The sequence below is a fragment of the Microbacterium ginsengisoli genome (assembly GCF_000956535.1).
Lineage (GTDB): Bacteria > Actinomycetota > Actinomycetes > Actinomycetales > Microbacteriaceae > Microbacterium > Microbacterium ginsengisoli.
Map to the genome: position 1 here is coordinate 72,393 of NZ_JYIY01000075.1, position 26,725 is coordinate 99,117.

Consider the following 26,725-nt stretch of genomic DNA (forward strand, 5'->3'; position numbering starts at 1 on the left):
CCGCAGGCGTGATTACTTGACGCCGTACTTCGTGCAGGCGGCCTGGAGCTCGGCCGTGTTGCAGATGTCCGACGCGGAGGCGTCACCGGCGCTCACGACGGTCTCGACCGTGGTGGCGTCGACCGACTTCGGCGTGACCGAGATGTAGGGCGTGCCATCGGCGAGCTTCTGGTCGGCGGTGACGGTCTGGCCGTTCAGGAGGGCGACGGCGACCTTGACGGCGGCGTCGGCCTCATCCTTGACGGGCTTGTAGACCGTGCCCGACTGCCATCCGAGGAGGATGTTCTGCAGACCCACGACGCTCGCGTCCTGGCCCGACACCGGGATCTGACCGGCCTGGAACGAGTTCTTGAGCACCGAGATCACACCGGCGGCGTTGGTGTCGTTGGCGACCCACACCGCGTCGACCTTGCCACCGAGCGAGGTCAGCGCCTGCTGGAAGTTGGTGGCCGACTTGGACTGGTCCCAGACACCGGCGGGCTCAGCGGCGGGCTTGATGCCGGCAGCCGACATGGCGTCGTTCGCACCCGTGCGGAACATGGCCGCGTTGTTGTCGGTCGGGTCGCCGCCCATGTAGACGACCGTCGAGGAGGCCGGGTCCTTGCCCAGCTTCTTGAGGCCGTCGACGATCATCTGACCCTCGAGCTTGCCGACCTGCACGTTGTCGAAGGACACGTAGTAGTCGGAGCCGGTGAACGAGCGGTCGTAGGCGATGACCGGGATGCCCTGGGCCTTGGCCTTCTTGGCGACGCCCACGGCTGCGCCCTGGTAGTCGGTGAGGATCATCACGCCGCAGCCCTGGGTGAGCTGCTGGTCGGCGATGGTGGCGTACTTGCTGGTGTCACCCTGGGCGTTCTGCACGTCGGCGGTGAAGCCGGCCGCCTGCAGACCGTCGGTGAGGTACTTGCGGTCGAAGTTCTCCCAGCGCGGCGACGACGCCGAGTCGGGGAGGATCACACAAGCGCGCTTGCCGCTTGCCGCAGCCGAGCCGCTGCTCGAGCTGCTGCTCGTGCCGGAACAGCCGGCGAGGAGCATCGCTCCAGCGCCCACGACTGCCGCCGCGAGCAGGATCGAAGACTTCTTCATCATGTGCCTTTCGTCGTTGAAACAGCAGAACCAGCGTTCGGGTGCTGATCGCTTCTCGATCTTTATGACTTCAAGCCTTGAAGTCAATCCGTGAAGATAACGCTTCGGCAACGGCGGGGGAAATGCGGTCAACCGGTGGCTTCAGGGCGATTCCGCCCCGATTCTGCGCGTTGTGCGAACCGATTCGATGATTCCGCTGACGATCCGACGGTCGAATGTTTCCGGCATGCAACGCCGAGTTCGAGGCGTGAACGGATGGTGCCTGACGATGTCAGGCGCGACCGGCGGCCGCGCGCGAACGGCGGGCCGCGGCATCCACGATCACCGCGAGCACGAGCACGGCACCCGTGATCATGTACCGCACCGAGGAATCGAGGTTGAGCAGGGTGAGCCCCGACGAGAGCGACTGCACCACCACGATGCCCAGCAGCGCCGAGAACGCCGACCCTCGGCCGCCGAACAGGCTCGTCCCGCCGATGACCGCCGCGGCGATGGCGTTGAGGTTCGTGTCACCGCCACCCGAGCTCTGATTGGCCGCCGCGAGACGGGATGCCGCGAGGATGCCGCCGATCGCCGCGAGCGTCGAGCACACCACGAACGCCGACATGTACATGCGGCTGACGTGGATTCCGGCACGGCGTGCGGCCTCCGCGGACCCGCCGATCGCGTACACCGCACGCCCCCAGCGAGTGCGCGTGAGCGCGACGTTCATGAGAACCACCGCGACCACGAACAGCAAGAACATGACCCCGGTGCCGCGCGAGAGGTTGAGGTACCACGAGGCGACGAGCAGGACCACCAGCAGTGCGCCCGAGCGCACGACGATGCGGGTGACGCTGTCCGAGCCGAGATCAGCGGCCTCGCGGCGACGCGCGCGTCGCACGAGGGAGAGCGCGTAGGCGCCCGCGGCCAGAACGGAGATCACGTACCCCGCCCACCACGGGAGGAACATCTGCTGCGCGAACGTGACGAGCGCCGAATCGAACGGCAGGTTGATCGATCCGGTGTCGCCGAGCACGCGCAGCTGCAGGCCGAGGAAGGCCAGGAGCCCGGCGAGCGTGATGATGAAGCTCGGTACGCCGAACCGGGTGAGCAGCACGCCGTACACGAGCCCTACGACCACGCCCGACAGGGCGGCGATGAGCAGCGCGAGCGGCCACGGCCAGTCCCACTGCACGAGAGCGACCGCGAGCAGCGCCGACGACAGCCCCGAGACCGAGCCGACCGACAGGTCGATCTGCCCGATCAGCAGCACGACGACCACACCGAGGGTGATCATGCCGATCGAGGCGCACTGCATCGTGAGGTTCACGAGGTTGGTGCTCGAGAGGAACACCGGGTTCAACGACTGGAACACCGTCCAGATGATCACCAGCCCGATGATCACCGGCGCCGCGCCCAGATCGCCCCCGCGCACCCGCGCGATCGCCACCGCGACGAGCCTCCGGGCGCCGCGCTCCTCGTCGGGATCGAGCAGCTCGCCGGTGCCCGGGCGCGTCACGAACGGCCGCCCGGCAACGGATGGCTCTTCGTGCGCAGGGAGATGACGTTCGTGTCGACGGGGACGGTTCGCGGTTCGCGGGAGCGCTGCGGCACCCCCGACGTCGACGCACCCGTGATCGCGGCGATCAGGGTCTCGCTCGTGAGGTCGGCTGCGTCGTATTCGCCGTTGTTGCGTCCGAGCCTCAGCACCACGACCCGGTCGGCGACGGCGAGCACCTCCGTCATGTTGTGGCTGATGAGCACGACACCGTGTCCGCGCTCGCGCAGCCGCTCGATGAGGTTCAGCACCTCGGCGGACTGAGCGACGCCGAGCGCGGCGGTCGGCTCGTCGAGGATGATCACGCGCGGCTCCCCGATGAGCGACCGGGCGATCGCGACGGTCTGGCGCTGCCCGCCCGAGAGGGCGGCGACCGGTGTCCGCACCGACGGGATCTTCGCCGAGAGCTCCCGCAGGAGCAGCATCGTGCGCTCCTCCATCTCGATCTCGTCGAGCAGACGGTCGTGCACGAGCTCGCGGCCGAGCCAGATGTTGGCGACGATGTCGAGGTTCTCGCACAGGGCGAGATCCTGGAAGACGGTGGCGATGCCGAGCTGCTGGGCGTGCGAGGGGCTCGACACCTCGATCGGCGTGCCGTCGAGCTCGACGGTTCCGGCGTCGGCGCGGTACACCCCCGCGAGGATCTTCACGAGGGTCGACTTGCCGGCCCCGTTGTCCCCGACGAGAGCGACGACCTCGCCCTCGCTCACACTGAAGTCGACTCCGCTCAGCGCCTTGATCGCGCCGAAGTGCTTGCCGATCCCGCGCATGGTGAGCACGCCCTTGTGGGGGCGTGCCGTCTTCGTCTGATTCACCATCGCTGCCATCGTGCGTCTCACCGTATGCCCGCCGCGGCGCAGGCGGCGGCGTAGGCGGGCGAGCAGATATCCTTCACGGTCCAGAAGCCGTCCGCAACCACGGTCGCCATGATGTCGTGCACGGTGACGGCGACGGGCTGGTACTGCGTGCTCGGCACCCCGTCGATGAGGGTCGGCGACGCGGGAGGCGTGCCGCGGATGAGATCGACGGCAACCTGCGCCGCACGGTCGGCTTCGCGTCCGATGGCCTTGTAGACGGTCATGTACTGGTCGCCCGACACGATGCGCTGGATGGCCGACAGCTCGGCATCCTGTCCGGTCACCACCGGCATCGGCGACACGTTCGCGGCCTTCAGTGCGGCGATCGCGCCGCTCGCGACACCGTCGTTGGCGGCGTAGACACCGACGATGCGATCGCCGTACTGGGTGATCTGTCCGGCGACCCACTCCTGGGCCTTGTCGGGGCTCCAGTCGGGCGTCGAGTACGACGCGAGGATCTGCACGCCGCTGGTCGAGAAGACGGATGCCGCGCCCGCCGCGAACTGTGCGGCGTTGCTGTCGGTGGGCGAGCCGTTCACGACGAGGATGCCGCCCTGCGACAGTGTGCCGCGGTCGGTGAGCCCTTGTACGAGCGCGGTCGCCTGCAGCTCGCCGACCTTCTGGCCGTCGAAGCCGACGAAGTAGGACACCCCACCGCCGGTGATGAACCGGTCATAGGCGATGACCGGCACTCCCGCGGCGCGCGCTGCGGCGACGACGCTCGCGGCCGCATTCGAGTCCACCGGATCGAGCACCAGGACCTTGGCGCCGGCGGCCAGCGCCGACTCGGCCTGCGACTGCTGCTCCGCGGCATCCTGGTCGGCGTTCGAGTAGATCACGTCGTACGGGCCGAGAGCGGCGACGGACTTCTCGAACAACGGGCGGTCGAAGGACTCGTAGCGGGCGGTCTTGGCGTCGGGGAGCAGCAGCGCGATCTTGGCGCGCTGATCACCCGCGGGGGCGCATCCGACCAGTGACGCCGCGAGCGCGACGGTGACGGCGACCCCCAGCGCTGCACGTGCCAGCGTCCTCGCCAGGTTCACGCCTCTTATTCAAACCCATCCGCGGCGCTCTCGCGCGTCAGGCGGGCAAAGAGATGGCGGATGTCGCGGCTCCGCCCACGCTCAGTGCGCTGATGATGGCACCTCGGGTCTCGGCCCACTCGCCGAGGGACGCGCCGACGAGGGTCGGCACCCCCGAGGTCGACTGCAGGGCGCTGCGCTCGAGGGAGTGGCGCATGGGGGCGAGCAGGATCTCTCCGGCCTGGGCGAGCTCGCCGCCGATGACGACCACCTCGGGGTCGACGAGGTTGCACAGGCTCGCGAGCGCGACGCCGATGTGGCGCCCCGCGTCGGCGATCACCCGGTGCGAGCGGCCGTCGCCGCCCTCGGCCGACTGGATGAGGTCGCCGAGGCGCTGCATCCCCTCCGAACGCGGGAAGAGCGAGAGGAGCGCGGGTCCGGCGGCGTACGTCTCGAGGCACCCGCGGTTGTTGCAACGGCAGACCGGGCCGTTCTCGTCGATGGTCACATGGCCGATCTGGCCCGCCTTGCCGTGCGCGCCCGGCAGCACGTCGCCGCCGACGACGATGCCCGCACTGATGGTGTGACCCACCCGCACGAACACGGAGCTGCCGATGCCGATCGCGGCGCCCTCGCGCGCCTCGGCGATTGCTCCCGCGTTCGCCTCGCTGTCGGCGATGACGGCGCAGTCGATGCGCGCCTCGAGGCTCGAGGCGATGTCGATGCCCTCCCAGCCGCGCAACAGGCCCGGTGTCGACACCATGCCGGTGCGCGGGTCGAGCGAGGCGGGCAGGGCCACACCGACCGCGAGCAGGTCGCGGGTGGTCATGCCGAGCGAGTCGAGCATGTCGCCGAGCAGCAGCGCGAGCCGGTCGAGCTCCGCGTCATGACGGTGGTCGGGGGCGAGGGGGAGGGAGGTCTCGCTGACGATCGTGCGGGTCGCGTCGGCGAGGGCGATGCGCAGGTGCCGGGCGCTGTAGTGCACGCCGGCGACGAGGCCGGTCTGACGGGCGAGCGAGACGAGGATCGCGCGGCGTCCGCTGCGCGACGTGGTCGACGTGTCGAGCACACCGGACGCGGTGAGCTCCTTCACGATGTTCGACACCGTGGCGGGGGAGAGACCCGTGCTCTCAGCCAATTCGACCTGGGTGAGCCTGCCGTGTCGCTTCAGCGACTCGACGAGGCGCACCCGGTTCGCCTCGCGCAGAGACGACTGTGAGCCGGGTGGAATGTTCCGGCGGACCACGAGCACACTCTAGCGAGTCGCAGCCCGGGCGTGTCTATGTGTCGCCGTGCGGCCATCTCCCGTGTCGGTGGGGCGGATGCCGCGGCATCCGCCCCGTTCGGGTCACGCCTCGGGGATCACCCGGTTGAAGAACTCCTCGCGCGGGGCGTCGGGGTCGGGGCCGTTGCGCACGCCGCGGTCGAGGGCGTCGATCGCGGCGAGGGCCGCGGCATCCAGCTCGACCTCGCCCGCCGCGAAGTTCTCGGCGATGCGGGCGGGGTTCACCGACTTGGGGATCGCCGACCGACCCTGCTGCAGGTGCCACGCGAGCATGACCTGCGCCGGGGTCGCGCCCACGCGCTCGGCGATCGCGGCGATCTCCGGGTCCTGCATGACGCTGCGCCGCTCGTCGCCCCAGGGGCCCGGGTAGAAGGTGATGCCGCCGATCGGCGACCACGCCTGGTTGAGGATGCCCTGCGCCTCGTCGACCGCGAGCAGCTCTCGCTGCGCGAAGTACGGGTGGATCTCGAGCTGGTTGAGGGCCGGCACCACCTCGGTCTCGGCGCGCAGGCGCTCGAGGTGGTGGGGGAGGAAGTTGCTCACGCCGATCGCGCGCACCCGGCCGTCGGCCAGCAGCGACTCCAGTGCCCGATAGGCGGCGATGGTCTTCTCGAACCGGGTCGGCGCGGGCTGGTGGAGGATCAGGATGTCGAGGCTGTCGACCCCGAGCTTCGCGGTGGCCTTCTCGAACGCGTGCAGCGTCTCGTCGTAGCCGTAGTCCGACACCCACACCTTCGTCTCGATGACGATGTCGTCGCGGGCGACGTCGCTCTGCGCGATGGCGCGCCCGACCTCGCGCTCGTTGCCGTAGGCGGCGGCCGTGTCGATGTGCCGGTAGCCGACGCGCAGCGCCTCGGCGACCGATGCGATGGTCTCATCGGGCGGGGTCTGGAAGACGCCGTAGCCGAGGGCGGGCAGGGTGACGCCGTTGTTCAGCGTCAGGGTGGGGATGCTCATTCCCGTGACGGTACGCCGCGAGCGGATGCCCCGGGAGGTACTGGCGTTACCCGGCACGAGCGGTCCTCCCGCGCCCGCGCGCGAGGTCGTGAAATGGGATCACACCCCATCCGGGTGCTCGAACGACAGTGAAGGACTCCATGAAGGCCACATTCATGTACGGCGCGGGCGATGTGCGCGTCGAGACCGTTGCCGACCCGGTCATCCGCCAGCCGACCGACGCCATCGTGCGCGCGGTGCGCGCGTGTGTCTGCGGCTCCGACCTGCACCCCTACCACTCCCTGCACGCGAGCGACACCGGGCGTCCCATGGGCCACGAGCTCATCGGCGTCGTCGAGGAGATCGGTGCGGACGTACGCACGGTGAAGCCCGGCGACTTCGTCGTCGTGCCGTTCGCGTTCCAGGACAACACCTGCGTGTTCTGCCGGGAGGGCTTCCAGACCTCTTGCGTGCACGGCGGCTGGTACGGCTCGCCGGAGGTCGGCGGGCTGCAGGCCGAGCTGGCCCGCGTGCCCCAGGCCGACGGCAGCCTCGTGGTCGTGCCCGGGCTCACCCCCGACACCGCCTCCGAGGAGCTTCTCGCGTCGCTCCTCACGCTCTCGGACGTCTACCTCACCGGCTACCACGCGGCCTACATGGGCGAGGTGCAGCCCGGGAAGACCGTCACGGTGATCGGCGACGGCGCGGTCGGGCTCTCGGCGGTGCTCGCTGCCCGCCAGCTCGGCGCCGAGCGCATCATCCTCATGGGACGTCACGCGTCGCGCACCGACCTCGGGGTCGCCTTCGGCGCGACCGATGTCGTGGCCGAGCGAGGCGCCGACGGCGTCGCGCGCGTGCTCGAGCTCACGAACGGCGAGGGCTCGCACATCGTGCTCGAAGCGGTCGGCCACATGCCCGCCTACGAGCAGGCCTACGGCATCGTGCGTCCCGGCGGCATCATCTCCCGCGTGGGCGTGCCGCAGTACGAGGAGGCCCCGATCGGCTTCGGATCGCTCTTCGGCAAGAACGCCCGCCTCGCGGGCGGGCCGGCGCCGGTGCGCGCCTACCTCGAGCCGGCCATCCAGCAGGTGCTCGACGGTGTCATCGACCCGGGCCGCGTCTTCGACCGCACCGTCGGCATCGACGACGTTCCCGCCGGCTACGCCGCCATGGACGCGCGCGAGGCGCTGAAGGTCATGGTCTCCTTCTGATGACCGCACAGCCGCTGACCGCCGGAGGGCGCACGGTGGCGGCGAGGCATCCGATCGCGATCCTCGTCGTCATCCTGCTCAGCTACTTCATGGTGCTGCTCGACAACTCCGTGATCTTCACGGCGCTGCCGAGCCTGGAGGCCGACCTCGGCCTCGGACCGGGAGAGCTGTCGTGGGTGCAGGACGCCTACACCCTCGTCTTCGGCGGTCTGCTGCTGCTCGGTGCGCGGGCCGGAGACCTGCTCGGCCGCCGCGGCGTCTTCGTCGCCGGGCTCGCGATCTTCGCCGCCGCATCGCTCGCGATCGGGCTCGCACCGTCGGGCGGGTGGCTGATCGGCGCGCGGGCGGTGCAGGGGGTCGGCGCCGCGATCGTCGCGCCGACGTCGCTGGCCCTCCTGACGGCGACCTTCCCGGCGGGGCGCGAACGCGCCCGAGCCGTCGCGCTCTACGGCGCCACGGCCGGCATCGGCGCGAGCCTCGGCATGGTCGTCGGCGGCGCCTGCGCCGAACTGCTCAGCTGGCGCGCCGGCTTCTTCCTCAACGTGCCCATCGGCGTCGCCATGATCGTGCTCGCCCCGCGTTACCTGCCCGAGACCGCCCGGGCGACGGGCCGGTTCGATCTCGTCGGCGCGCTGACCGCGACCCTCGGCGTCGGCTCGCTCGTCTTCGCGATCATCACCGCCGCCGAGCAGGGATGGGCGGCGACCCCGACGCTCGTCGCGGGGGCCGTCGGCATCCTTCTGCTGGTCGGATTCGTCGTGAACGAGTCGGTGGCGCCCCAGCCCATCCTGCCGCTGCGCCTGCTGCGCAGCCGGGTGCGGGTCGGGGCGTACCTCGCGCGGCTGCTCTACATGGGCGCGATGATCGGGTTCTTCTTCTTCACGACCCAGTTCCTGCAGGACGTGCTCGGCTTCACGCCGCTGCAGGCCGGGCTGGGCTTCCTGCCGATGACGGTCGTGAACTTCGCCGTCGCGCTCGCGGTCACCCGCGTCGTGCGGGCGATCGGTGCCGGTCCCACCCTCGTCGCCGGCATCGTGCTGACACTCGTGGGCATCGCGTGGCTCAGCCGGGTCGTGCCCGAGAGCGACTACCTCACGGCCGTCGCCGCCCCCATGCTCGTGATCGGCGCCGGTCAGGGTCTCGCCTTCGCGCCGCTCACCGCGGCGGGCATCGCCGGGGTCGCCGCCGCCGATGCCGGCGCGGCATCCGGTCTCGTGAACACCTTCCACCAGGTCGGCATGTCGCTCGGCCTCGGTGTGCTGGTGGTCGTCGCGGCGGGCGCGCACGGCACGGATGCCGCCGCCTCCGTGGCGGCAGAGGTCGCGGCCGCCCTCACCGCCGCCGCCGTCCTCCTGACCCTGTGCGCGATCGTCGCCGCGGTGCTCGTGCTGCCTCCCCTCGTGCGCGAACGACGCGCCCACCCTCGAAAGGACACCCCATGAGCACGACCAAGTTCCCCGTGGCGCCGACCTTCCGCGGCCCTGCTGAGTGGTTCGACGGCGACGTGTACGTCAACGCCCACTACACGGGCGTCGCCCCCTCGCGCGCGCGCCTCAACCTCGTCCGCTTCATGCCCGGCGCCCACACCGCCTGGCATCGTCACGCCGTCGGCCAGGTGCTGCATGTCACCGACGGGCTCGGCTGGGTGCAGTCGCGCGGCGGCGAGCTGATCGAGCTGCGCCCCGGCGACACCGTCTTCACGCCTGCGGGGGAGTGGCACTGGCACGGCGCCTCGGCGCAGAATGCGATGTGCCATCTCGCGCTCTGGGAGGCACCCCTCGAGGAGGGCGTTCCCGAGACGGAGTGGGGCGCGAAGCTCACCGACGACGAATACCCCGCCTGAACGGCGACGAAGGAGACATCCGATGTCCGACTGGAACCCCACCGAGCTCGCCCGCATCGGCGACGCGACCGAACTGCGCATCGCCTCGACCCGCGCCGACGGCACCCTGCGTCCCTGGGTGACGATCTGGCACGGCGTCGTCGACGGCGTGCTCTACGTGCGCTCGGCGCACGGCCCGGAGAACGGCTGGTACCGCCGCGCCCGCGCCGCGGGCACCGGCCGTGTCGCCGCGGACGGCGTCGAGCAGGACGTCACCTTCACCCCCGCCGATGCGACGGTGAGGGGCGCACTGGATGCCGCGCTGCACGCGAAGTACGACCGGTTCGGTCCCGCCTACGTCGGGGCGATCACCGGCGACGACGTGCTCGAGACGACGCTGCGGGTCGACCCCCGCTGACGGTTCGGGCGGGGGAGCCCGTCCGGATCACTCCGCGCCGATGAGCGCCGCGTCGGCGGTGAAGTCGGCGCTCGCCGCCCACGAGGCGAGCAGGGTCAGCGCATCGGCGCTCGGCGAGCCCGCCGGCGCCGTGTAGACGTTCATGACGAGGCCCGGCTCGCTGGGCAGCTCCATCGACTCGAAGTCGAGATCGAGATCGCCGACCACCGGGTGGTGCAGACGCTTGCGCCCGCTGCGGTGGTATTTCACGTCGCGCGAGGCCCACCGCTGCCGGAACAGCTCGCTCTGCGTCGACAGCTCGCCGATGAGCGTGATGAGGTCGGTGTCGTGCGGCGTGCGGCCCGCTTCGAGGCGCAGCATCGCGGCGGCGTCGTTCGCGATCTGGTCGTAGTCGCGCCAGAAGGTGCGGGCCGCAGCATCCAAGTACGTGAACCGGGTCGTGTTGACCGGGCGGCGGGGGCTGTCGAACACCGGCGCGTAGAGGGCGCGGCCGAGACGGTTCGCCGCCAGGATGTCGTGTCGGCCGTTGCGGACCCACGCGGGGGCGTCGGCCATCGCGTCGAGCACCTGCCGCACCGCGGGGCGCACCGTCTCGGCAGGCTTCGCGGGCACGCGGATGCCGGGGCTCGCCGCCCGCGCGAGGTCGAACAGGTAGTCGCGCTCGGCCGCGTCGAGCCGCAGCGTGCGCGCGAGCGCGTCGAGCACGCTCTCGGAGGCGCCCGCGAGGTTCCCGCGCTCGAGACGGATGTAGTAGTCGACCGAGACGCCGGTGAGCATCGCGACCTCCTCGCGGCGCAGCCCCGCCACGCGACGGTTGCCGCCGTAGGCGGGCAGGCCCGCCTCCTGAGGGGTGATGCGCGCGCGACGCGAGCTCAGGAACTCGCGCACCTCGGCGCGGATGTCGTGCATGCGTCCACGCTACGTCTCGCCGGTGCGACGCGGGAGGTACTGGTGGTACCCCCGCTACTTCGCGACGACGGTCGTCTCGAAGCTGTACATGTCGGGCCGGTAGCAGTGGTGGCCGTACTCGAGAGCACGGCCGGAGTTGTCGAACGCGATGCGCTCCATCGTGAGCAGTGGGCCGCCGCGCTCGACATCGAGCAACTCGGCCTCGTCGCCCTGCGCGCGCCGGGCGCCGATCTTCTGCTTGGCGATCTGGATGGTGACGCCGCGCGCGCGGAGGATCTGGTAGAGTCCGCGATCCTGCAGCTGCTCGGTCGTGATGTCGGAGAACTCGATCGGGAGGTAGTTCTCGAGCACGGCCACGGGCACGCCGTCGGTGCTGCGCTGGCGTCGGATGAAGACGACGTCGGTGCCGACGGCCACCCCGAGACCCTCCGCGACCGGATCGGTCGCGGGCACGATCTCGTGGGCGAGCACGCGCGTGCCGGGCTCGTGGTGGCTGTTGCGGAGGTCCTCGTAGAGGCTGGTGAGCTCGACGGGGCGGGTGACCTGCCCCTGCACGACCTGGGTGCCGATCCCGCGGCGGCGCACGAGCAGGCCCTTGTCGACGAGCTCCTGGATGGCGCGCCGGATGGTCGGCCGGGAGAGACCGAGCCGTGCGGCGATGGCGATCTCGTTCTCGAGGCGGGCGCCGGCGGGGATCACGCCGTCGTGGATGGCGGCCTCGAGCCGGCTCGACACCTGGAAGTAGAGGGGCACCGGTCCCGTGCGGTCGAGGTCGGTGAACAGCTCTTCCGGCCAGTAGATCTCGTTGCTCGCCATCGCGCTCGCCGCCTCCTCTTCCGGGCTCACTCCCATGTCTCGACAATCTTACGTATGTCGACACATGTTCGGTGATATCGACGCGGAGTGGGGCGTTGCGGCATCCGAAGTGCCCCTTGCCGACAGGTCAACATGTGCTATTGTTAGGACATGCCGTCGACCAGGGCGGCGCAGGTTTCCGAAGAGAGTTGTACAGCGGAGTATGACGCAGAACACGACACCCGAGATCCTCGCGATCGGTCGCCTCGGCGTGGACATCTATCCCCTTCAGGACGGTGTCGGGCTCGAGGATGTCGCGACGTTCGGCAAATACCTCGGCGGCAGCGCCGCCAACGTCGCGGTGGCCGCCGCACGCCACGGTCGGCGCTCGGGCCTCGTGAGCCGCGTCGGCCACGACCCGTTCGGTCGCTATCTGCTGCGTGAGCTCGACCGCCTCGGCGTCGACCCGCGGCTCGTCGCCGTGGATCCGGCGCTGAAGACCCCCGTCACCTTCTGCGAGATCTTCCCGCCCGACGACTTCCCGCTGTACTTCTACCGCGAGCCGAAGGCGCCCGACCTCAACATCGACGACGCGCAGCTCGACCTCGCCGCCGTGCGCGGCGCCGAAGTGCTCTGGCTCACCGCGACCGGACTCACCCAGGAGCCCAGTCGCTCGGCGCACCACACCGCTCTCGCCGCCCGCGACCGTGCCCGCCACACCGTGCTCGATCTCGACTACCGGCCCATGTTCTGGTCGGGTCCTGCCGCTGCGAGCGAGCAGATCGAGCCCGTCCTCGGCCAGGTCACGGTGGCCGTCGGCAACCGTGAGGAGTGCGAGGTCGCCGTCGGCGAGACCGATCCGCACCGCGCCGCCGACGCACTGCTCGAGCGGGGTGTCGAGATCGCGATCGTCAAGCAGGGACCGCGCGGCGTGCTCGCCAAGACCGCGGACGAGAGCGTCGAGGTCGCTCCCTACTTCGTGGATGTCGTCAACGGCCTCGGCGCGGGCGACGCCTTCGGCGGGGCGCTCTGCCATGGACTGCTGTCGGGGTGGAGCCTCGAGCGCATCGTGCGCTTCGCGAACGTCGCGGGTGCCATCGTCGCCTCGCGGCGCGAGTGCTCGACGGCGATGCCGACGACCGATGAGGTCGAGGCCGTACTCGAGAGGATCCGCTGAGATGGCCGCGCACACTCTGGGGGACGCGGACTTCGCCCGCGTGCGGGACATCCGCGCCCACCGGCCCGAATCGATTCGGACCGCCCTGGCCGACCGTGTCCGCCGGCCGCTGCTGCGCGGTGACGGGCGCCTGTTCATCGTCGCCGCCGACCACCCGGCGCGCGGCGCCCTCTCGGTCGGTGCCGACGCGCAGGCCATGGCCGACCGCTACGACCTGCTCGACCGCCTCGCGACCGCCCTGCAGCGGCCCGGCGTCGATGGCGTGCTCGGCACCCCTGATGTGATCGACGACCTCGCCGCCCTCGGCCTGCTCGACGACAAGATCGTCGTCGGCTCGATGAACCGCGGCGGGCTGCGCGGCGCCGCGTTCGAGATGGATGACCGCTTCACCGGCCACGACGTCGCGGGCATGGTGTCCGACGGCATCGACGTCGCCAAGACGCTGCTGCGTGTCAACTTCGCGGATGCCGCGACCGCCCCGACGCTCGAGACCACGGCGCACGCCGTGACCGAGGCCGCCGCCGCCCGACTGCCGATCATGCTCGAGCCGTTCATCAGCCGGTGGGTGGACGGACGGATCGTCAACGACCTGTCGACGGACGCAGTCATCCTCTCGATCGCCATCGCCCAGGGTCTCGGATCGACGAGTGCCTACACCTGGCTGAAGCTGCCGGTCGTCGACGATATGGAGCGGGTGATGGCGGCGACGACGCTGCCGACCCTGCTGCTCGGCGGAGACTCGGGGGCCGATCCCGACGAGACCTTCGCGTCCTGGGAGGTCGCGCTCGGACTTCCCGGGGTGCGGGGCCTTACCGTGGGCCGTACCCTGCTCTATCCGCCCGACGGTGACGTCGCCGCGGCCGTGGACATCGCGGCCGGCCTCGTGCACCCCGACCTGTGACCCCAACCGAGGAGAGTTCCGACATGAGCACCACTGTCTCCGCCCCCGCCGGCGCCGCCGACGCGACCGATGTGCGCGTGATCTCGCACTGGATCGACGGCGCCGAACGCGTCTCGACGAGCGGCCGCACCGCCCCCGTCTACAACCCGGCCACCGGTGCCGTGAGCGCCCGCGTCGCGCTCGCCGACCAGGCCGAGATCGACGAGGCGATCGCGTCCGCGCAGCGCGGTTTCGAGGTCTGGAAGGACTACTCGATCGCGAAGCGCCAGACGGTGCTGTTCGCGTTCCGCGAGCTGCTCAACGCCCGCAAGGGCGAGCTCGCCCGCATCATCACCGCCGAGCACGGCAAGGTCGTCTCCGACGCGATCGGTGAGATCCTGCGCGGCCAGGAGGTCGTCGAGCTCGCGACCGGGTTCCCGCACCTCATCAAGGGTGCGTACTCCGAGAACGTCTCCACCGGCATCGACGTCTATTCGCTGCGTCAGCCCCTCGGCGTCGTCGGCATCATCTCGCCGTTCAACTTCCCGGCGATGGTGCCGATGTGGTTCTTCCCCATCGCGATCGCCGCCGGCAACGCCGTCGTCGTCAAGCCCAGCGAGAAGGACCCCTCCGCCTCGCTCTGGATCGCTCAGCTGTGGAAGGAGGCCGGACTTCCCGACGGCGTCTTCACGGTGCTCCAGGGAGACAAGCTCGCCGTCGACGGGCTGCTCACGAATCCTGTCGTGCAGTCGGTCTCCTTCGTCGGCTCGACTCCCATCGCGCAGTACATCTACGAGACCGCCTCGCGCAACGGCAAGCGCGTGCAGGCCCTCGGCGGCGCGAAGAACCACATGCTGGTGCTGCCCGACGCCGACCTCGACCTCGTCGCCGACCAGGCTGTCAACGCGGGCTACGGCGCCGCGGGCGAGCGCTGCATGGCGATCTCGGTCGTGCTGGCCGTCGAGCCGGTCGCCGACGAGCTGATCGCGAAGATCGTCGAGCGCATCGGCAAGCTCAAAATCGGCAACGGTGCGGGCGTCGACGGCGTCGAGCCCGACATGGGGCCGCTCATCACGGGTGTGCACCGCGACAAGGTGTCGTCGTACGTCGACATCGCCGAGCAGGACGGCGCCACCATCGTCGTCGACGGTCGCGGCTTCACCGTCGACGGTCACGAGGACGGCTTCTTCTTCGGTCCGACCCTGATCGACGAGATCCCGACGACTTCCCGCGCCTACCAGGAGGAGATCTTCGGCCCCGTGCTCGAGGTCGTGCGGATCCAGACGTTCCAGGAGGGTCTCGACCTCATCAACTCGGGACAGTTCGGCAACGGCACCGCGATCTTCACCAACGACGGCGGCGCCGCACGGCGGTTCCAGAACGAGGTGCAGGTCGGCATGATCGGCATCAACGTGCCGATCCCCGTGCCGGTCGCCTACCACTCGTTCGGCGGCTGGAAGGCGTCGCTGTTCGGCGACGCGAAGGCCTACGGCGTGCACGGGTTCGACTTCTTCACCCGCGAGAAGGCCATCACGAGCCGCTGGCTCGACCCCGCCACCCACGGCGGCATCAACCTCGGGTTCCCGCAGAACACCTGATCCAGACCCGGATGCCGCGGCCCCGCCGATCTGGCCGCGGCATCCGCTCCTCTCCTCCCTCACGAAAGCAGCACTGCCATGCCCGCTCCCGACCAGCGCTGGTTCCACCGGCGCGGCGCCCTCGCCCGCGACGGGTGGGAGAGCGTCGTCGACGCCTCGACTCCCGGCTGGGTCCACACGGGCATCCGGGTGGCTGAGCTCGCCGCCGGCGACGTGCTCGCCCTCGATGAGCGCGACGTGGAGCGCATCGTGGTGCCGCTCGCGGGGAGCTTCCGGATTGAGACGGCGGACGCCGCCTACGACCTCGCCGGGCGGGCGAACGTGTTCGACGGCCCGACCGACGTGCTCTACCTCGGCGCGGGCGCGACCGCGACCCTGACGGGGAGCGGGCGCGTCGCCGTCGCCACCTCGCCGACGACCGAGCAGCGCCCGACGCGCCATATCGCCCGCAGTGATGTGCCCGTCGAGTTGCGGGGGGCGGGGGCATCCAGCCGCCAGGTGCACAACTTCGGCACCCCGCAGGCCCTCGACGCCGTGCGGCTGATCGTGTGCGAGGTGATCACCCCGGCCGAGAACTGGTCGTCGTACCCGCCGCACAAGCACGACGAGCACGACCCCGGTCACGAGACCCGGCTCGAGGAGATCTACTACTTCGAGTCCGCGCCGGCGCGCGGCGCCGCCGGGGGAGCCGCGGCATCCGCCTTCGGCATGTTCTCGACCTACTCGTCTCCCGCGGGCGACATCGAGATCGACGCGATGGTGCACTCGGGCGACATCGCCCTGGTGCCCTACGGCTACCACGGCCCCGCGGTCGCGGCGCCCGGCTACGACCTCTACTACCTCAACGTGATGGCCGGCCCCGACCCCGATCGGGCCTGGCTCATCAGCGACGACCCCGCCCACGCCTGGGTGCGCAGCACCTGGGAGGGCCTCGAGATCGACCCGCGCCTGCCGTTCACCGCGGCCGGCGAGGAAGGCAGCACCCGATGAGCGCGACGAAGCGCATGACCGTCAGCCAGGCGCTGATCGAGTTCCTCGCCCACCAGTGGACGGTGGACGGCGACATCCGCGAACGCACCATCCCGGGCGTCTTCGGCATCTTCGGCCACGGCAACGTCGCGGGTGTCGGTCAGGCGCTCAAGCAGCTGAACGTCGAGCAGCCCGACCTGATGCCCTACTACCAGGCGCGCAACGAGCAGGCGATGGTGCATCAGTCGGTCGGCTACGCGCGCATCCACCGGCGCCGCGCCACGTTCGCCTCGGCCGCGTCGGTCGGGCCCGGCGCGACGAACATGCTCACCGGCGCCGCGCTTGCGACCACCAACCGTCTGCCCGCCCTTCTGCTGCCCTCCGACACGTTCGCGACCCGCGTCGCCGACCCGGTGCTGCAGCAGCTCGAGCAACCCTGGGACATCGGGCTCACGGTCAACGACGCGTTCCGTCCGCTCTCGCGCTTCTTCGACCGTGTGCAGCGCCCCGAGCAGCTCTACTCGATCGCGCTCGCCGCCCTGCGCGTGCTGACAGACCCGGCCGAGACCGGCGCCGTCACGATCGCGCTGCCCGAGGACGTGCAGGCGGAGACCATCGACGTGCCCGTCGCGTTCCTCGCCGACCGCGAGTGGCACATCCGCCGGCCGCTCCCCGAGCGTGCCGCCCTCGCGCGCGCCGTCGCGGCGATCCGCTCCGCGGAGCGTCCTTTCCTCGTCGTCGGCGGCGGTGTGATCTACTCCGGGGCTGAGGAGCACCTGCGCGCGCTCGTCGAGGCCACCGGCATCCCGGTCGGAACCACGCAGGCGGGCGGCGGCGCGCTCGCCTTCGACCACCCGCAGTACCTGGGCGGGGTCGGGGCGACCGGAACGACCGCGGCGAACCGGCTCGCGGCAGAGGCCGATGTCATCATCGGCATCGGCACGCGGTACAGCGACTTCACGACCGCCTCGCGCACGGCCTTCCAGAACCCGGACGTGCGCTTCGTCAACATCAACATCGCCTCCTTCGACGCCTACAAGCACGGCACGCAGATCGCCGTCGTCGCCGACGCGCGCGAGACCCTCGCGGAGCTCGCGATCGAGCTCGAGGGCTTCGAGGTGTCGGCCGAGTACGCTGCGCGCACCGCGCAGGAGAAGGGCGTCTGGGATGCCGCGGTCGACCGTGCGCTCGCTGCGACCGGCGCGCCGCGTCCCGGCCAGCCCGAGATCATCGGCGCCGTGCAGTCGGCGTCGGCCCCGGCGGATGTCATCGTGCAGGCCGCCGGTTCGCTGCCGGGAGATCTCCACAAGCTGTGGCGGGTGCGCGATCCGCTCGGGTACCACGTCGAATACGCGTTCTCGACGATGGGATACGAGATCGCGGGCGGCCTCGGCGTCAAGCGCGGGCTCGACGCCCTCGACGACGACCGCGACGTCATCGTCATGGTCGGCGACGGGTCGTACCTCATGCTCAACTCCGAACTGGTCACGGCGGTCGCCGAGGGCATCAAGATCATCGTCGTGCTCGTGCAGAACCACGGCTACGCGTCGATCGGCCACCTGTCCGAGACCGTCGGGTCCGACCGCTTCGGCACGAAGTACCGCACCTACGACGCCGACGCACGCAACTTCCAGGGCGACCAGGTGCTGCCGGTCGACCTGGCGGCGAACGCCCGCAGCTACGGGCTCGACGTCGTCGAGATCGCCCCCGGCGCCACCGCGACCGCCGATCTTCACGCCGCCGTCGTCGCGGCCAAGGCGAGCACCCGGTCGACGCTGATCCACATCGAGAGCGATCCTCTCGTCTACGCCCCGGACGGCGAGGGCTGGTGGGACGTGCCGATCCCGGCTGTCTCCACCCTGCCGTCCACCCAGCGCGCACGCGCCGCATACGAGGAGCAGCGTCGGGCCCAGCGCCCGCTGCTCGGAGAGGAAGGTGGGCGATGAAGGCCACCGTCGCCGGAGCACCCGTCAGTTTCGGAGTGTTCGAGCTCACCCCCGAGGGTGCCGAGACCCTCAGTCCCGACGCGATGCTGCGCATCCTCGCCGACTCCGACTACCGGGGCGTCGACCTGGGTCCCCTCGGCTTCCTCGGCGAGGGAGACGTGCTGCGTCGCCGTCTCGCCGAGTACGACCTGTCGCTCGCCGGCGGGTGGGTGCAGCTGCCGTTCTCCGACGACGATGCGTTCGCCGCCAGCATCCCGTCGCTGCACGCGGCCCTCCGGGTGTTCTCGGATGCCGCGGCCGCCGGGCCCGCGCGACTGCCGCTGCCCACCCTCGCCGACGACGGGTCGGTCGCCCGCCGCGGCGCCCCGGGGCGCGGCGAGGAGGTCGACCCCCTCGCGGAGGCGGCCTGGGAGCGTCTGATCGCGAACGCGGAGCGCGCCGCCGACATCGTGCGGGCTGCGGGCTTCGAGCCGACCTTCCACCACCACGCCGGCACGTTCGTGGAGTCGCCCGCGGAGATCGACCGGTTCCTCGCGAACGTGAACGTCGACCTCACCCTCGACACCGGGCACCTGTTCATCGCGGGCGGCGACCCGGCCGACGCGGTGCGCCGCTGGGGGTCCCGCATCAACCACCTCCACCTGAAGGATGTCGATCTCGCCGAGCTGCGCCGTGTGCTCGCGGCCGGCGGCGGCATGCCCGAGGTGTGGTCGTCGGGGTCGTTCGTGGCGTTCGGGCGCGGCGACGTCGACCTTGCCGCGGTGATGGACGCCATCGCCGCGCAGGATTACGACGGATGGATCGTTGTCGAGCAGGACGTGCTCAACGGCCCGGATGTCTCCCTCTCGGCGTTCCAGCGCGACCGTGCCGCCGACCAGCAGATCAACCGCGACGCCCTGCGCATCTGGGCCTGAGACCTTCGAGGACACCACCATGACGACCCCTCTCCGCTTCGGTCTGATCGGCACCGGCCGGATCGGCCAGGTGCACGCCGCGAGCATCGCCGCCGATGCCGACGCCGTGCTGGCGCGCGTCGCCGACCCCTTCATCGACGGCGCCCGCGCCGTCGCCGAGACGTACGGCGCGATCGCGACCGCTGACGCCGAGGAGCTGTTCACCGCCGGCGACCTAGACGCGGTGCTCATCGCGTCCCCGACGCCGACGCACGTCGACCTGATCGCCCGTGCGATCGACGCGGGCATCGCCGCGCTGTGCGAGAAGCCGATCGATCTCGACATCGCCCGCGTCGACGCGCTGCGCCCCCGCGTCGCTGCATCCGGCGTGCCGGTCGCGCTCGGCTTCAACCGTCGCTTCGACCCGGCGTTCGCCGAGGTGCGGGCACGGGTCGACGCGGGCGAGATCGGTGCGCTCGAGCAGCTGTCGATCATCAGCCGCGACCCGTCGGCACCGCCCGCCGCCTACGTCGCCATCTCGGGCGGCATCTTCCGCGACATGACGATCCACGACTTCGACATGGCGCGCTTCTTCCTGCCCGACATCGTCGAGGTGAGCGCGACGGGCACCACCACCTTCGACCCGGGCGCCCGCGAGCACGGCGACTTCGACACGGCCGTCATCACGCTGCGGTCCGCCTCGGGGGCGATCGTCTCGATCACGAACTCCCGCCACAGCGCGGTCGGATACGACCAGCGCATCGAGGCGTTCGGTGAGCTCGGCTCGCTGTCGGTCGCCAACATGCCCACGAGCCTCGTGAGCGTCTCGGGCGCCGCCGCCGTCGAAGCCCGTCCGCCGTATCAGAGCTTCTTCCTCGAGCGTTACGCCGACGCCTATGCGGCGGAGCTGCACGAGTTCATCAAGCTCGCCCGCGGCGAGGCGTCCACCAGCCCCACCTTCGAGGACGGCCGTGCGGCGCTCGTTCTCGCCGACGCGGCGCAGCGCTCGGCGACCGAGCGCGTCATCGTGCCTGTCGACCTTTCCTGACCCCCGAGGATCCACCATGACCATCGACACCGACGCCCCGCTCGCCCGCGCGGCCGCGACCACTCCCACCTCGCTCTGGAACGACTCGGCCGACCCCGACGAGCTCGCGCAGTCCATCGCCTTCGGCGCGGTCGGAGCCACCTGCAATCCGGTCATCGCGCTGACCGCGATCACCAAGCGACCGGATGTCTGGGGTCCCCGCCTGCGCGAGCTCGCCGACGAGCATCCGACGTGGGGCGAGTCGGAGCTCGGGTGGGCGGCGGTGCGCGAGCTGTCGGTGGCCGCGGCGCGGCTGCTCGAACCGGCCTTCGCCGCCAGCGGCGGACGCAACGGGCGACTGTCGATCCAGACCGACCCGCGGCTCCACCGCGATCGCGATGCCCTCGTCGCCCAGGCGGTCGAGTTCTCGACGCTCGCGCCGAACATCATCGTGAAGATCCCCGCGACCGCGACGGGCGTGGCCGCGATGGAGGAGGCCGCGTACCGCGGCGTCAGCATCAACGCGACGCTGAGCTTCACGGTGCCGCAGGCGCTCGCCGTCGGAGCAGCGCTCGAGCGAGCACTCGACCGGCGTGCGGCCGACGGGCTCGAGGAGCGCGAGTTCGGTCACGTCGTCACGATCATGGGCGGTCGTCTCGATGACTGGCTGAAGAAGTGGGCGAACGCGCAGCGGATCCTCACCACCCCGGGGGTGCTCGACTGGGCGGGAGTGGCAGCCCTCAAGCGGGCGCATCACCTCTTCCGGGAGCGGGGATACCGCAGCCGCATCCTGTCGGCCGCCTTCCGCAATTCGCTGCAGTGGTCGGAGCTCGTCGGGGGAGACCTCGTCGTCTCACCCCCGTTCGACTGGCAGGCCCGCATCAACGAGAACCGCATCGCGGTGGCCGACCGCATCGATGTGCCTGTCGCCACCGAGATCCTCGCTGAGCTCGAGACGCTGAGCGAGTTCCGGCGGGCGTACGAGCCCGACGGGCTCGCGCCGGATGAGTTCGCCACGTTCGGGGCCTCCCGCAACACCCTGCGCCAGTTCCTCGAGGCCGACGCCCAGCTCGATGCCCTCGTGCGCGACATCCTGGTTCCGGCGGCGTGAGGTGCCCGTCCGTCTCGCGGCCTCCGCGGAGATGCTCTTCCGCGACCTCCCGTTCGTCGATCGGGTGCGCCGCATCCACGAACTCGGCTTCGAGGTCGAGATCTGGGACTGGAGCACGAAGGACCTCTCGGAGCTGGCCGCCACGGGTGCCATCTTCTCGTCGATGACGGGATATCTGCGCGGCGACCTCACGACGCCGCACGGCATCGCCGAACTGCTCGCGACCGCCGAAGAGTCCCTCCGGGCTGCTGAGCTCATCGACTCGCCGCGGTTGAACCTCCACGGCACGGGACTCGACCCGAACGGGTTTCCCGTCGTGCCGCACGACGTCGTCACCGGCGCCGAGTGGCTGATCGCGGCCGACACGCTCAGCCGTCTCGCCGAGCTCGGGGAGCGCGCCGGGCGGGTGTTCACACTCGAGAACCTCAACACCGCCGTCGACCACCCGGGCACACCTTTCGCCCGCGCCGAGGACACCCTCGCGCTCGTCTCCGCGGTCGACAGCCCCGGGCTGCGACTCAACCTCGACCTCTACCACGCGCAGATCGGCGAGGGGAACCTCATCGAGCTCGTGCGTCGCGCGCAGCCCTGGATCGGCGAGATCCAGGTGGCGGACGTCCCGGGTCGGCAGGAGCCGGGGACGGGTGAGATCAACTACCGTGCGATCGGCGATGCGCTCGCCGCGATCGCGTATGACGGCGTGGTGGGGCTGGAGAGTTGGGCGAGCGGATCGAGCGACGACGCTCTCGACGCCTTCCGACGCGCCTTCGCCTGAGCTGATGACGAGAGGGGCCGGTGAGCGTGTCGCTCACCGGCCCCTCTCGTCATGCCTCAGCCGAACGTGGTCTCGCCGTCGACCTCGGGCACCTCGACCCAGCCGCCGGTCTCCGCGGAGCGCAGCGCCGCGGAGACGATCTCGGCGGCGGCCCAGGCGTCGGCGGCGGAGGGGGCGAGCTGCGTGCCTGTTGCCACCGAGCGCAGGAACAGCGATGCCTCGATCGCCTTGAGGTCGTCGAATCCCATGCTCGTGCCGACGCCGGGCTGGAATCGTGAGAAGTCACCGAACTCGGGACCTGCCATGACCGTGCGATAGCCCGACGGATCGTCGGCGATCTGCAGTTCATTCAGGCGCTGGAAGTCCCACCGCAGGGAGCCCTTGGTGCCGTACACCTCGAGCACGTACTCGGCACGCGGACCGATCGCGACGCGGCTGGACTCGAGCACACCGACGGCGCCTCCCTCGAATCGCGCGAGAAGTGCGGCGTAGTCCTCGTTCTCGACGGCGCCGCGGGGGCCGTCCTCGGAACCCTTCGAGAAGTGGCTGGCGGCACCCGCTGCCGGGAGGGGGCGCTCGGGGATGAAGGTCGCCGTCAGTCCGTTCACCGAGGTGATGCGCCCCACGACGTACTGGGCGAGGTCGGCACCGTGGGAGAGCAGATCGCCCAGGACTCCGGAGCCGGCGCGGGCGGTGAGGAACCGCCAGGTCAGGGCTCCGGCGGGGTCGGCCGAGTAATCGGCGAGGAACGAGACCCGCACGTTCGTGATCGTGCCGATGGCCCCCGAGCGCACCAGCTCGCGCGCGCGGGCGACGGCGGGCACGTGCCGGTAGTTGAATCCCACCGACGTGACCAGTCCAGCGGATTCCGCACGCTCGGCGATCTCGCGGGACTCGACAGCACCGCGTCCCATGGGCTTCTCGATCCAGAACGGCTTTCCCGCCTCGATGGCGGCGAGGGCGATCTCGTGGTGGAGGAAGTTCGGCGAGCAGATCGACACCACGTCGACCTCCGGGTCGGCCAGCACCTCGCTGTAGTCGGCGACGGTGCGGTCGAATCCGAGAACGTCGGTCGCGTACTCGCGTCCGCCGGCATCAGGGTCGGCGGCCACGACGAGGCGCGGCGCATAGGTCAGGTCGGGGTAGTGCTGGCCGGCGGCGAGGTAGGAGCGGGCATGCAGCCGTCCCATCCACCCGACGGAGATCAGGCCTACGCCGAGCGGCGTGCGCGTGGTCATCTCGGTCCTCCTTTGGATCGACATCGGCGCGCGGGCGGGGTTCCCGCGCGAGTCTGTGGCCAGCCTACGCGCTAGTTGACAGAATGTAAGAACAAATTGTCGAGAAATGCTGGACATCGTTCATTTGATCGGACATACTCTCATTCACGGGTCGGTCCCAGAGCCCGTCCGCACTCACTCAACGAAGAGAAGGAGCACCAGAGTTGGTCAAGAAGAAGCTCGCCATCATGGCGGCAGGCGTGGCGGTCCTCGCTCTCGCCCTCGCAGGTTGTTCGGGGAAGGCCTCGAGCAGCTCAACCGCAGACGCGGCGAACGCGTCGATCAAGATCTGCATCTACACGCACGGTGACGGCGGGACCTTCTGGTCCGTCGTGCAGAAGGGAGCGGAGGACGCCGCCAAGCAGCTCGGCGTCACGCTGGACTACCAGGGCTCGTCGAACGACTCCGCCAAGCAGGCCTCGACGATCTCCGCCGGAGTCAAGGGCGGCTGCTCGGCGATCGGCGCATCGGCTCCGGACCCGGGCGCCATCAAGGACGCGATGCTCGCGGCGAAGGCGGCGAACCTGCCGACCCTCACCCTGAACTCGGGTTCGGATGTCTACAAGGATCTCGGCGCCTTCACCCACGTCGGTCAGGACGAGACCGTGGCGGGTGAGCAGGCGGGTCTGAAGTTCAACGACCTCGGCCTCAAGAAGATCCTCTGCCCGATCCAGGAGGCCGCGAACTCCGGGCTCACCGATCGATGCAACGGCGCCGCGAAGACCTTCAAGGGCACCGTGCAGCAGTTCAACGTCGACGGCGCGCTCGCCGACCTGACCGGTGCAGAGGCGAAGATCCAGGCGGCCCTCCAGGCCGACCCGACGATCGACGGCGTGTTCGCCCTCAACGCCGACGTCGCCACGGGAGCCGTGCTCCCCGCCGTGCAGGCCGTCAACCCGAAGATCGTCGTCGGCACGGTCGACCTGTCGAACGACGCCCTCAAGGCGATCAGCGCGGGCACGCTCGCCTTCGCGATCGACCAGCAGCAGTACGCGCAGGGCTTCCTCGCCGTGCAGCTCCTGTACTTGGCCGTGAAGGACGCGATCGAGGTCGGTGGCGGCAACCCCGTCTACACCGGTCCGGCGTTCGTCACCAAGGACAACGTCCAGGCGGTCCAGGCTTCGGTCCAGGCCGGCACCCGCTAGTCCCTCCGGGCGGCGCGTTCGTCACCATGACGGGCGCGCCGCCCTTCTTCAGAGAGCAGCCACAACATGTCTTTCCTCACGAACACGAGCAACATCGCGGTCGATGAACGCGTGAGCCGCACCCCCTGGTACCTCAAGACGCTCCGCCGCCCCGAGCTCGGCGCACTGATCGGCGCGGTCGCGATCTTCCTCCTCTTCACCTTCGTCGACACGACCGGCAAGTTCGCGACCCTCGAGGGCGCGGCCGGCTGGACCGACTTCGCGGCCCCCGTCGGCATCGTCGCGGTCTTCGTCGCACTCCTCATGATCGGCGGCGAGTTCGACCTCTCCTCGGGCGTCATGGTCGGAACGTCGGGCCTGTTCGCGGGTCTGCTGATCACTCAGCTCGGCTGGAACGTCTGGGCCGCCATCGCGGCCACCGTCGTCATGGCCGCCGTGATCGGCTTCATCAACGGCATCCTGGTGATCCGCACCGCGCTCCCGTCCTTCATCGTCACCCTCGGCACCTTCTTCGTGCTCAAGGGCGCGAACCTCGCCATCACGAAGGGTCTCACCGGCACGGTCCGCGTCTCGGGCGTCGACCAGGGGGATGGGTTCGACTCCGCCAGGTCGCTGTTCTCCTCGACCTTCGACGTCGCCGGCACCCAGTTCCAGATCTCCCTGGTGTGGTGGCTCGTGATCACGATCTTCGCGACGCTTCTGCTCACCCGCACGGTCTTCGGCAACTGGATCTTCGCCTCGGGCGGCGACGCGAACGCCGCGCGCAACGCCGGCGTCCCGGTGAACCGCACCAAGATCACCCTGTTCGTGATGACCTCGGTGTCCGCATCGCTCGTCGGCATCATGTTCCTGCTGCGTCTTCGCGGCATGCAGGCCGGCCAGGGTGTCGGCCAGGAGTTCTACTACATCATCGCCGCGGCGGTGGGCGGCACGCTCCTCACCGGTGGCGCCGGCTCCGCGATCGGAGCCTCGATCGGTGCGCTGATCATGGGCTTCGCGGCCATCGGCATCCCCTACGCGCTCTGGGACCAGGACTGGGTGTCGACGTTCCTCGGCGTCATCCTCTTCTCCGCCGTGCTGATCAACATCACCATCTCGCGTCGCGCCCAGGGAGGTCGCAAGAAATGAGCACCGTCAACGAGCCTCAGGACGAGACGAACGCGGTCGCCGACCAGGAGATCGTCGCGGCCGTCGAAGAAGCCGCGGCCGAGAACGCGCACGAGCTTCCCACCGGAGTTCAGGCCGCCCTCGAGTTGAAGAAGGTCGGCAAGACCTTCGGCAGCGTGATCGCTCTGCGCGACATCAGCCTCCGTGTCGACCCGGGCACCGTCACGTGCGTCCTCGGCGACAACGGCGCCGGCAAGTCCACGCTCATCAAGATCCTCTCGGGCGTCCACAAGCCGAGCTCGGGCTCCGTCACGCTCGACGGCGAGCCGGTCGAGTTCTCGTCGCCGCGCGATGCGCTCGGGCGCGGAATCGCGACGGTGTTCCAGGACCTCGCCACGGTTCCCCTGATGTCGATCTGGCGCAACTTCTTCCTCGGCAACGAGCCCGTCAGCGGCCCGAAGGCTCTCGGACTCCTCTCGGTGAAGAACGCCAAGGACGTCACGAAGTCCGCCCTCAAGCAGATGGGCATCGACCTGCGCGACACCGACCAGCCGATCGGCACGCTCTCGGGCGGTGAGCGCCAGGCCGTCGCGATCGCCCGGGCCGTGCACTTCGGTGCCAAGGTGCTCATCCTCGACGAGCCGACGAGCGCTCTCGGTGTGCGTCAGTCGGGCATCGTGCTGAAGTACATCCTCGCGGCACGCGACCGCGGCGTCGCCGTCGTGTTCATCACGCACAACCCGCACCACGCCTTCATGGTCGGCGACCGGTTCTACCTGCTCAACCGCGGCCGGCTGCTCGCGGAGTTCGAGCGGGGCAAGGTGCAGCTCGAGGAGCTCATCCAGGCGATGGCCGGCGGTGCCGAGCTCGAGTCCCTCGCCCACGAGATCTCGTCGATCCGCGCCTGATCGCGCTGCCGTTCCCAGAAGCACGAACCCC

At 70.2% G+C, this 26,725-nt stretch carries 26 protein-coding genes; 17 read left to right on the forward strand and 9 right to left on the reverse strand.

Annotated elements, in window-relative coordinates; genetic code table 11:
• Positions 1-12: 12 nt before the first annotated feature.
• On the reverse strand, positions 13-957 hold the full coding sequence (locus RR49_RS09200) for a sugar ABC transporter substrate-binding protein (RefSeq protein WP_235559331.1): 945 nt from the start codon (positions 955-957) through the stop codon (positions 13-15).
• 10 nt (positions 958-967) lie between these two features.
• Between RR49_RS09200 and RR49_RS16120 the strand changes: the two genes are divergently transcribed.
• Entirely contained in the window at positions 968-1,180 is a 213-nt protein-coding gene (locus RR49_RS16120; protein WP_235559329.1) for a hypothetical protein, read from the forward strand.
• A gap of 177 nt (positions 1,181-1,357) precedes the next feature.
• On the opposite strand, the gene RR49_RS09205 is transcribed toward RR49_RS16120, so the two are convergent.
• The 5 genes from RR49_RS09205 to RR49_RS09225 all read right to left on the reverse strand — a co-directional run bounded on the left by RR49_RS09205 (position 1,358) and on the right by RR49_RS09225 (position 6,747).
• On the reverse strand, positions 1,358-2,587 hold the full coding sequence (locus tag RR49_RS09205; protein WP_048809004.1) for a sugar ABC transporter permease: 1,230 nt from the start codon (positions 2,585-2,587) through the stop codon (positions 1,358-1,360).
• A complete protein-coding gene (locus RR49_RS09210; RefSeq protein ID WP_082483095.1) occupies positions 2,584-3,444 on the reverse strand; it encodes an ATP-binding cassette domain-containing protein in 861 nt (286 codons plus the stop codon). The genes RR49_RS09205 and RR49_RS09210 overlap by 4 nt, the downstream gene beginning before the upstream one ends.
• A gap of 17 nt (positions 3,445-3,461) precedes the next feature.
• Positions 3,462-4,526 carry a sugar ABC transporter substrate-binding protein gene (locus RR49_RS09215; protein ID WP_048809006.1) on the reverse strand — a complete coding sequence of 355 codons (1,065 nt, stop codon included), beginning with the start codon at positions 4,524-4,526 and terminating at the stop codon, positions 3,462-3,464.
• A 37-nt stretch (positions 4,527-4,563) separates the two neighbouring features.
• Positions 4,564-5,751, reverse strand: a complete 1,188-nt coding sequence (locus RR49_RS09220; RefSeq protein ID WP_235557439.1) for an ROK family transcriptional regulator — start codon at positions 5,749-5,751, stop codon at positions 4,564-4,566.
• Between the two features lie 102 nt (positions 5,752-5,853).
• On the reverse strand, positions 5,854-6,747 hold the full coding sequence (locus tag RR49_RS09225; RefSeq protein ID WP_045247783.1) for an aldo/keto reductase: 894 nt from the start codon (positions 6,745-6,747) through the stop codon (positions 5,854-5,856).
• Positions 6,748-6,887: 140 nt separating this feature from the next.
• Between RR49_RS09225 and RR49_RS09230 the strand changes: the two genes are divergently transcribed.
• Genes RR49_RS09230 through RR49_RS09245 form a run of 4 tightly spaced genes read left to right on the forward strand, consistent with a single transcriptional unit; the run spans position 6,888 to position 10,177 of the window.
• Positions 6,888-7,937, forward strand: coding sequence for a zinc-binding dehydrogenase (locus RR49_RS09230; protein WP_048809009.1), 1,050 nt, complete (start codon positions 6,888-6,890; stop codon positions 7,935-7,937).
• Positions 7,937-9,379 (forward strand): MFS transporter, encoded by a 1,443-nt coding sequence (locus RR49_RS09235; RefSeq protein ID WP_045247784.1) that lies wholly within the window; start codon positions 7,937-7,939, stop codon positions 9,377-9,379. Before RR49_RS09230 ends, RR49_RS09235 begins: the two co-directional genes overlap by 1 nt.
• Entirely contained in the window at positions 9,376-9,780 is a 405-nt protein-coding gene (locus tag RR49_RS09240) for a (R)-mandelonitrile lyase (RefSeq protein ID WP_045247785.1), read from the forward strand. Before RR49_RS09235 ends, RR49_RS09240 begins: the two co-directional genes overlap by 4 nt.
• Before the next feature lie 22 nt (positions 9,781-9,802).
• Positions 9,803-10,177, forward strand: coding sequence for a DUF2255 family protein (locus RR49_RS09245; protein WP_045247786.1), 375 nt, complete (start codon positions 9,803-9,805; stop codon positions 10,175-10,177).
• A 27-nt stretch (positions 10,178-10,204) separates the two neighbouring features.
• Here the strand turns inward: RR49_RS09245 and RR49_RS09250 are convergent, their stop codons facing one another.
• Together RR49_RS09250 and RR49_RS09255 are read right to left on the reverse strand one after the other, a co-directional pair.
• Positions 10,205-11,086: a helix-turn-helix transcriptional regulator gene (locus RR49_RS09250; protein ID WP_045247787.1), complete on the reverse strand. Its 882-nt coding sequence runs from the start codon at positions 11,084-11,086 to the stop codon at positions 10,205-10,207.
• A 54-nt stretch (positions 11,087-11,140) separates the two neighbouring features.
• Positions 11,141-11,902, reverse strand: coding sequence for a GntR family transcriptional regulator (locus RR49_RS09255; RefSeq protein ID WP_045247788.1), 762 nt, complete (start codon positions 11,900-11,902; stop codon positions 11,141-11,143).
• A 202-nt stretch (positions 11,903-12,104) separates the two neighbouring features.
• On the opposite strand from RR49_RS09255, the gene iolC reads away from it, so the two are divergent.
• The 9 genes from iolC to RR49_RS09300 all read left to right on the forward strand — a co-directional run bounded on the left by iolC (position 12,105) and on the right by RR49_RS09300 (position 22,257).
• Positions 12,105-13,058, forward strand: coding sequence for a 5-dehydro-2-deoxygluconokinase (gene iolC / locus RR49_RS09260; RefSeq protein WP_045247789.1), 954 nt, complete (start codon positions 12,105-12,107; stop codon positions 13,056-13,058).
• Between the two features lies 1 nt (position 13,059).
• A complete protein-coding gene (locus tag RR49_RS09265) occupies positions 13,060-13,959 on the forward strand; it encodes a Cgl0159 family (beta/alpha)8-fold protein (protein WP_045247790.1) in 900 nt (299 codons plus the stop codon).
• A 23-nt stretch (positions 13,960-13,982) separates the two neighbouring features.
• Entirely contained in the window at positions 13,983-15,536 is a 1,554-nt protein-coding gene (locus tag RR49_RS09270; protein ID WP_045247791.1) for a CoA-acylating methylmalonate-semialdehyde dehydrogenase, read from the forward strand.
• Between the two features lie 78 nt (positions 15,537-15,614).
• Complete coding sequence (gene iolB, locus RR49_RS09275; RefSeq protein ID WP_045247792.1) at positions 15,615-16,526, forward strand: 5-deoxy-glucuronate isomerase; 912 nt, start codon at positions 15,615-15,617, stop codon at positions 16,524-16,526.
• Positions 16,523-18,451, forward strand: a complete 1,929-nt coding sequence (gene iolD / locus RR49_RS09280) for a 3D-(3,5/4)-trihydroxycyclohexane-1,2-dione acylhydrolase (decyclizing) (protein ID WP_045247793.1) — start codon at positions 16,523-16,525, stop codon at positions 18,449-18,451. Before iolB ends, iolD begins: the two co-directional genes overlap by 4 nt.
• A complete protein-coding gene (locus RR49_RS09285) occupies positions 18,448-19,365 on the forward strand; it encodes a sugar phosphate isomerase/epimerase family protein (RefSeq protein WP_045247794.1) in 918 nt (305 codons plus the stop codon). The genes iolD and RR49_RS09285 overlap by 4 nt, the downstream gene beginning before the upstream one ends.
• A gap of 19 nt (positions 19,366-19,384) precedes the next feature.
• Entirely contained in the window at positions 19,385-20,392 is a 1,008-nt protein-coding gene (gene iolG, locus RR49_RS09290; RefSeq protein WP_045247795.1) for an inositol 2-dehydrogenase, read from the forward strand.
• Positions 20,393-20,408: 16 nt separating this feature from the next.
• Positions 20,409-21,482, forward strand: coding sequence for a transaldolase family protein (locus RR49_RS09295; RefSeq protein WP_045247796.1), 1,074 nt, complete (start codon positions 20,409-20,411; stop codon positions 21,480-21,482).
• A gap of 31 nt (positions 21,483-21,513) precedes the next feature.
• On the forward strand, positions 21,514-22,257 hold the full coding sequence (locus tag RR49_RS09300; protein WP_211255157.1) for a TIM barrel protein: 744 nt from the start codon (positions 21,514-21,516) through the stop codon (positions 22,255-22,257).
• 56 nt (positions 22,258-22,313) lie between these two features.
• Here the strand turns inward: RR49_RS09300 and RR49_RS09305 are convergent, their stop codons facing one another.
• Positions 22,314-23,495, reverse strand: a complete 1,182-nt coding sequence (locus RR49_RS09305; RefSeq protein ID WP_045247798.1) for a Gfo/Idh/MocA family protein — start codon at positions 23,493-23,495, stop codon at positions 22,314-22,316.
• 203 nt (positions 23,496-23,698) lie between these two features.
• On the opposite strand from RR49_RS09305, the gene RR49_RS09310 reads away from it, so the two are divergent.
• The 3 genes from RR49_RS09310 (at position 23,699) to RR49_RS09320 (ending at position 26,694) form a co-directional block, all read left to right on the forward strand.
• Positions 23,699-24,679, forward strand: coding sequence for a substrate-binding domain-containing protein (locus RR49_RS09310; protein ID WP_048809011.1), 981 nt, complete (start codon positions 23,699-23,701; stop codon positions 24,677-24,679).
• A gap of 66 nt (positions 24,680-24,745) precedes the next feature.
• Positions 24,746-25,807 carry an ABC transporter permease gene (locus RR49_RS09315; RefSeq protein WP_045247799.1) on the forward strand — a complete coding sequence of 354 codons (1,062 nt, stop codon included), beginning with the start codon at positions 24,746-24,748 and terminating at the stop codon, positions 25,805-25,807.
• The gene (locus RR49_RS09320; protein ID WP_048809012.1) at positions 25,804-26,694 is read left to right on the forward strand and encodes an ATP-binding cassette domain-containing protein; all 891 of its coding nucleotides are present in this window, start codon (positions 25,804-25,806) and stop codon (positions 26,692-26,694) included. The genes RR49_RS09315 and RR49_RS09320 overlap by 4 nt, the downstream gene beginning before the upstream one ends.
• Positions 26,695-26,725: the final 31 nt, after the last annotated feature.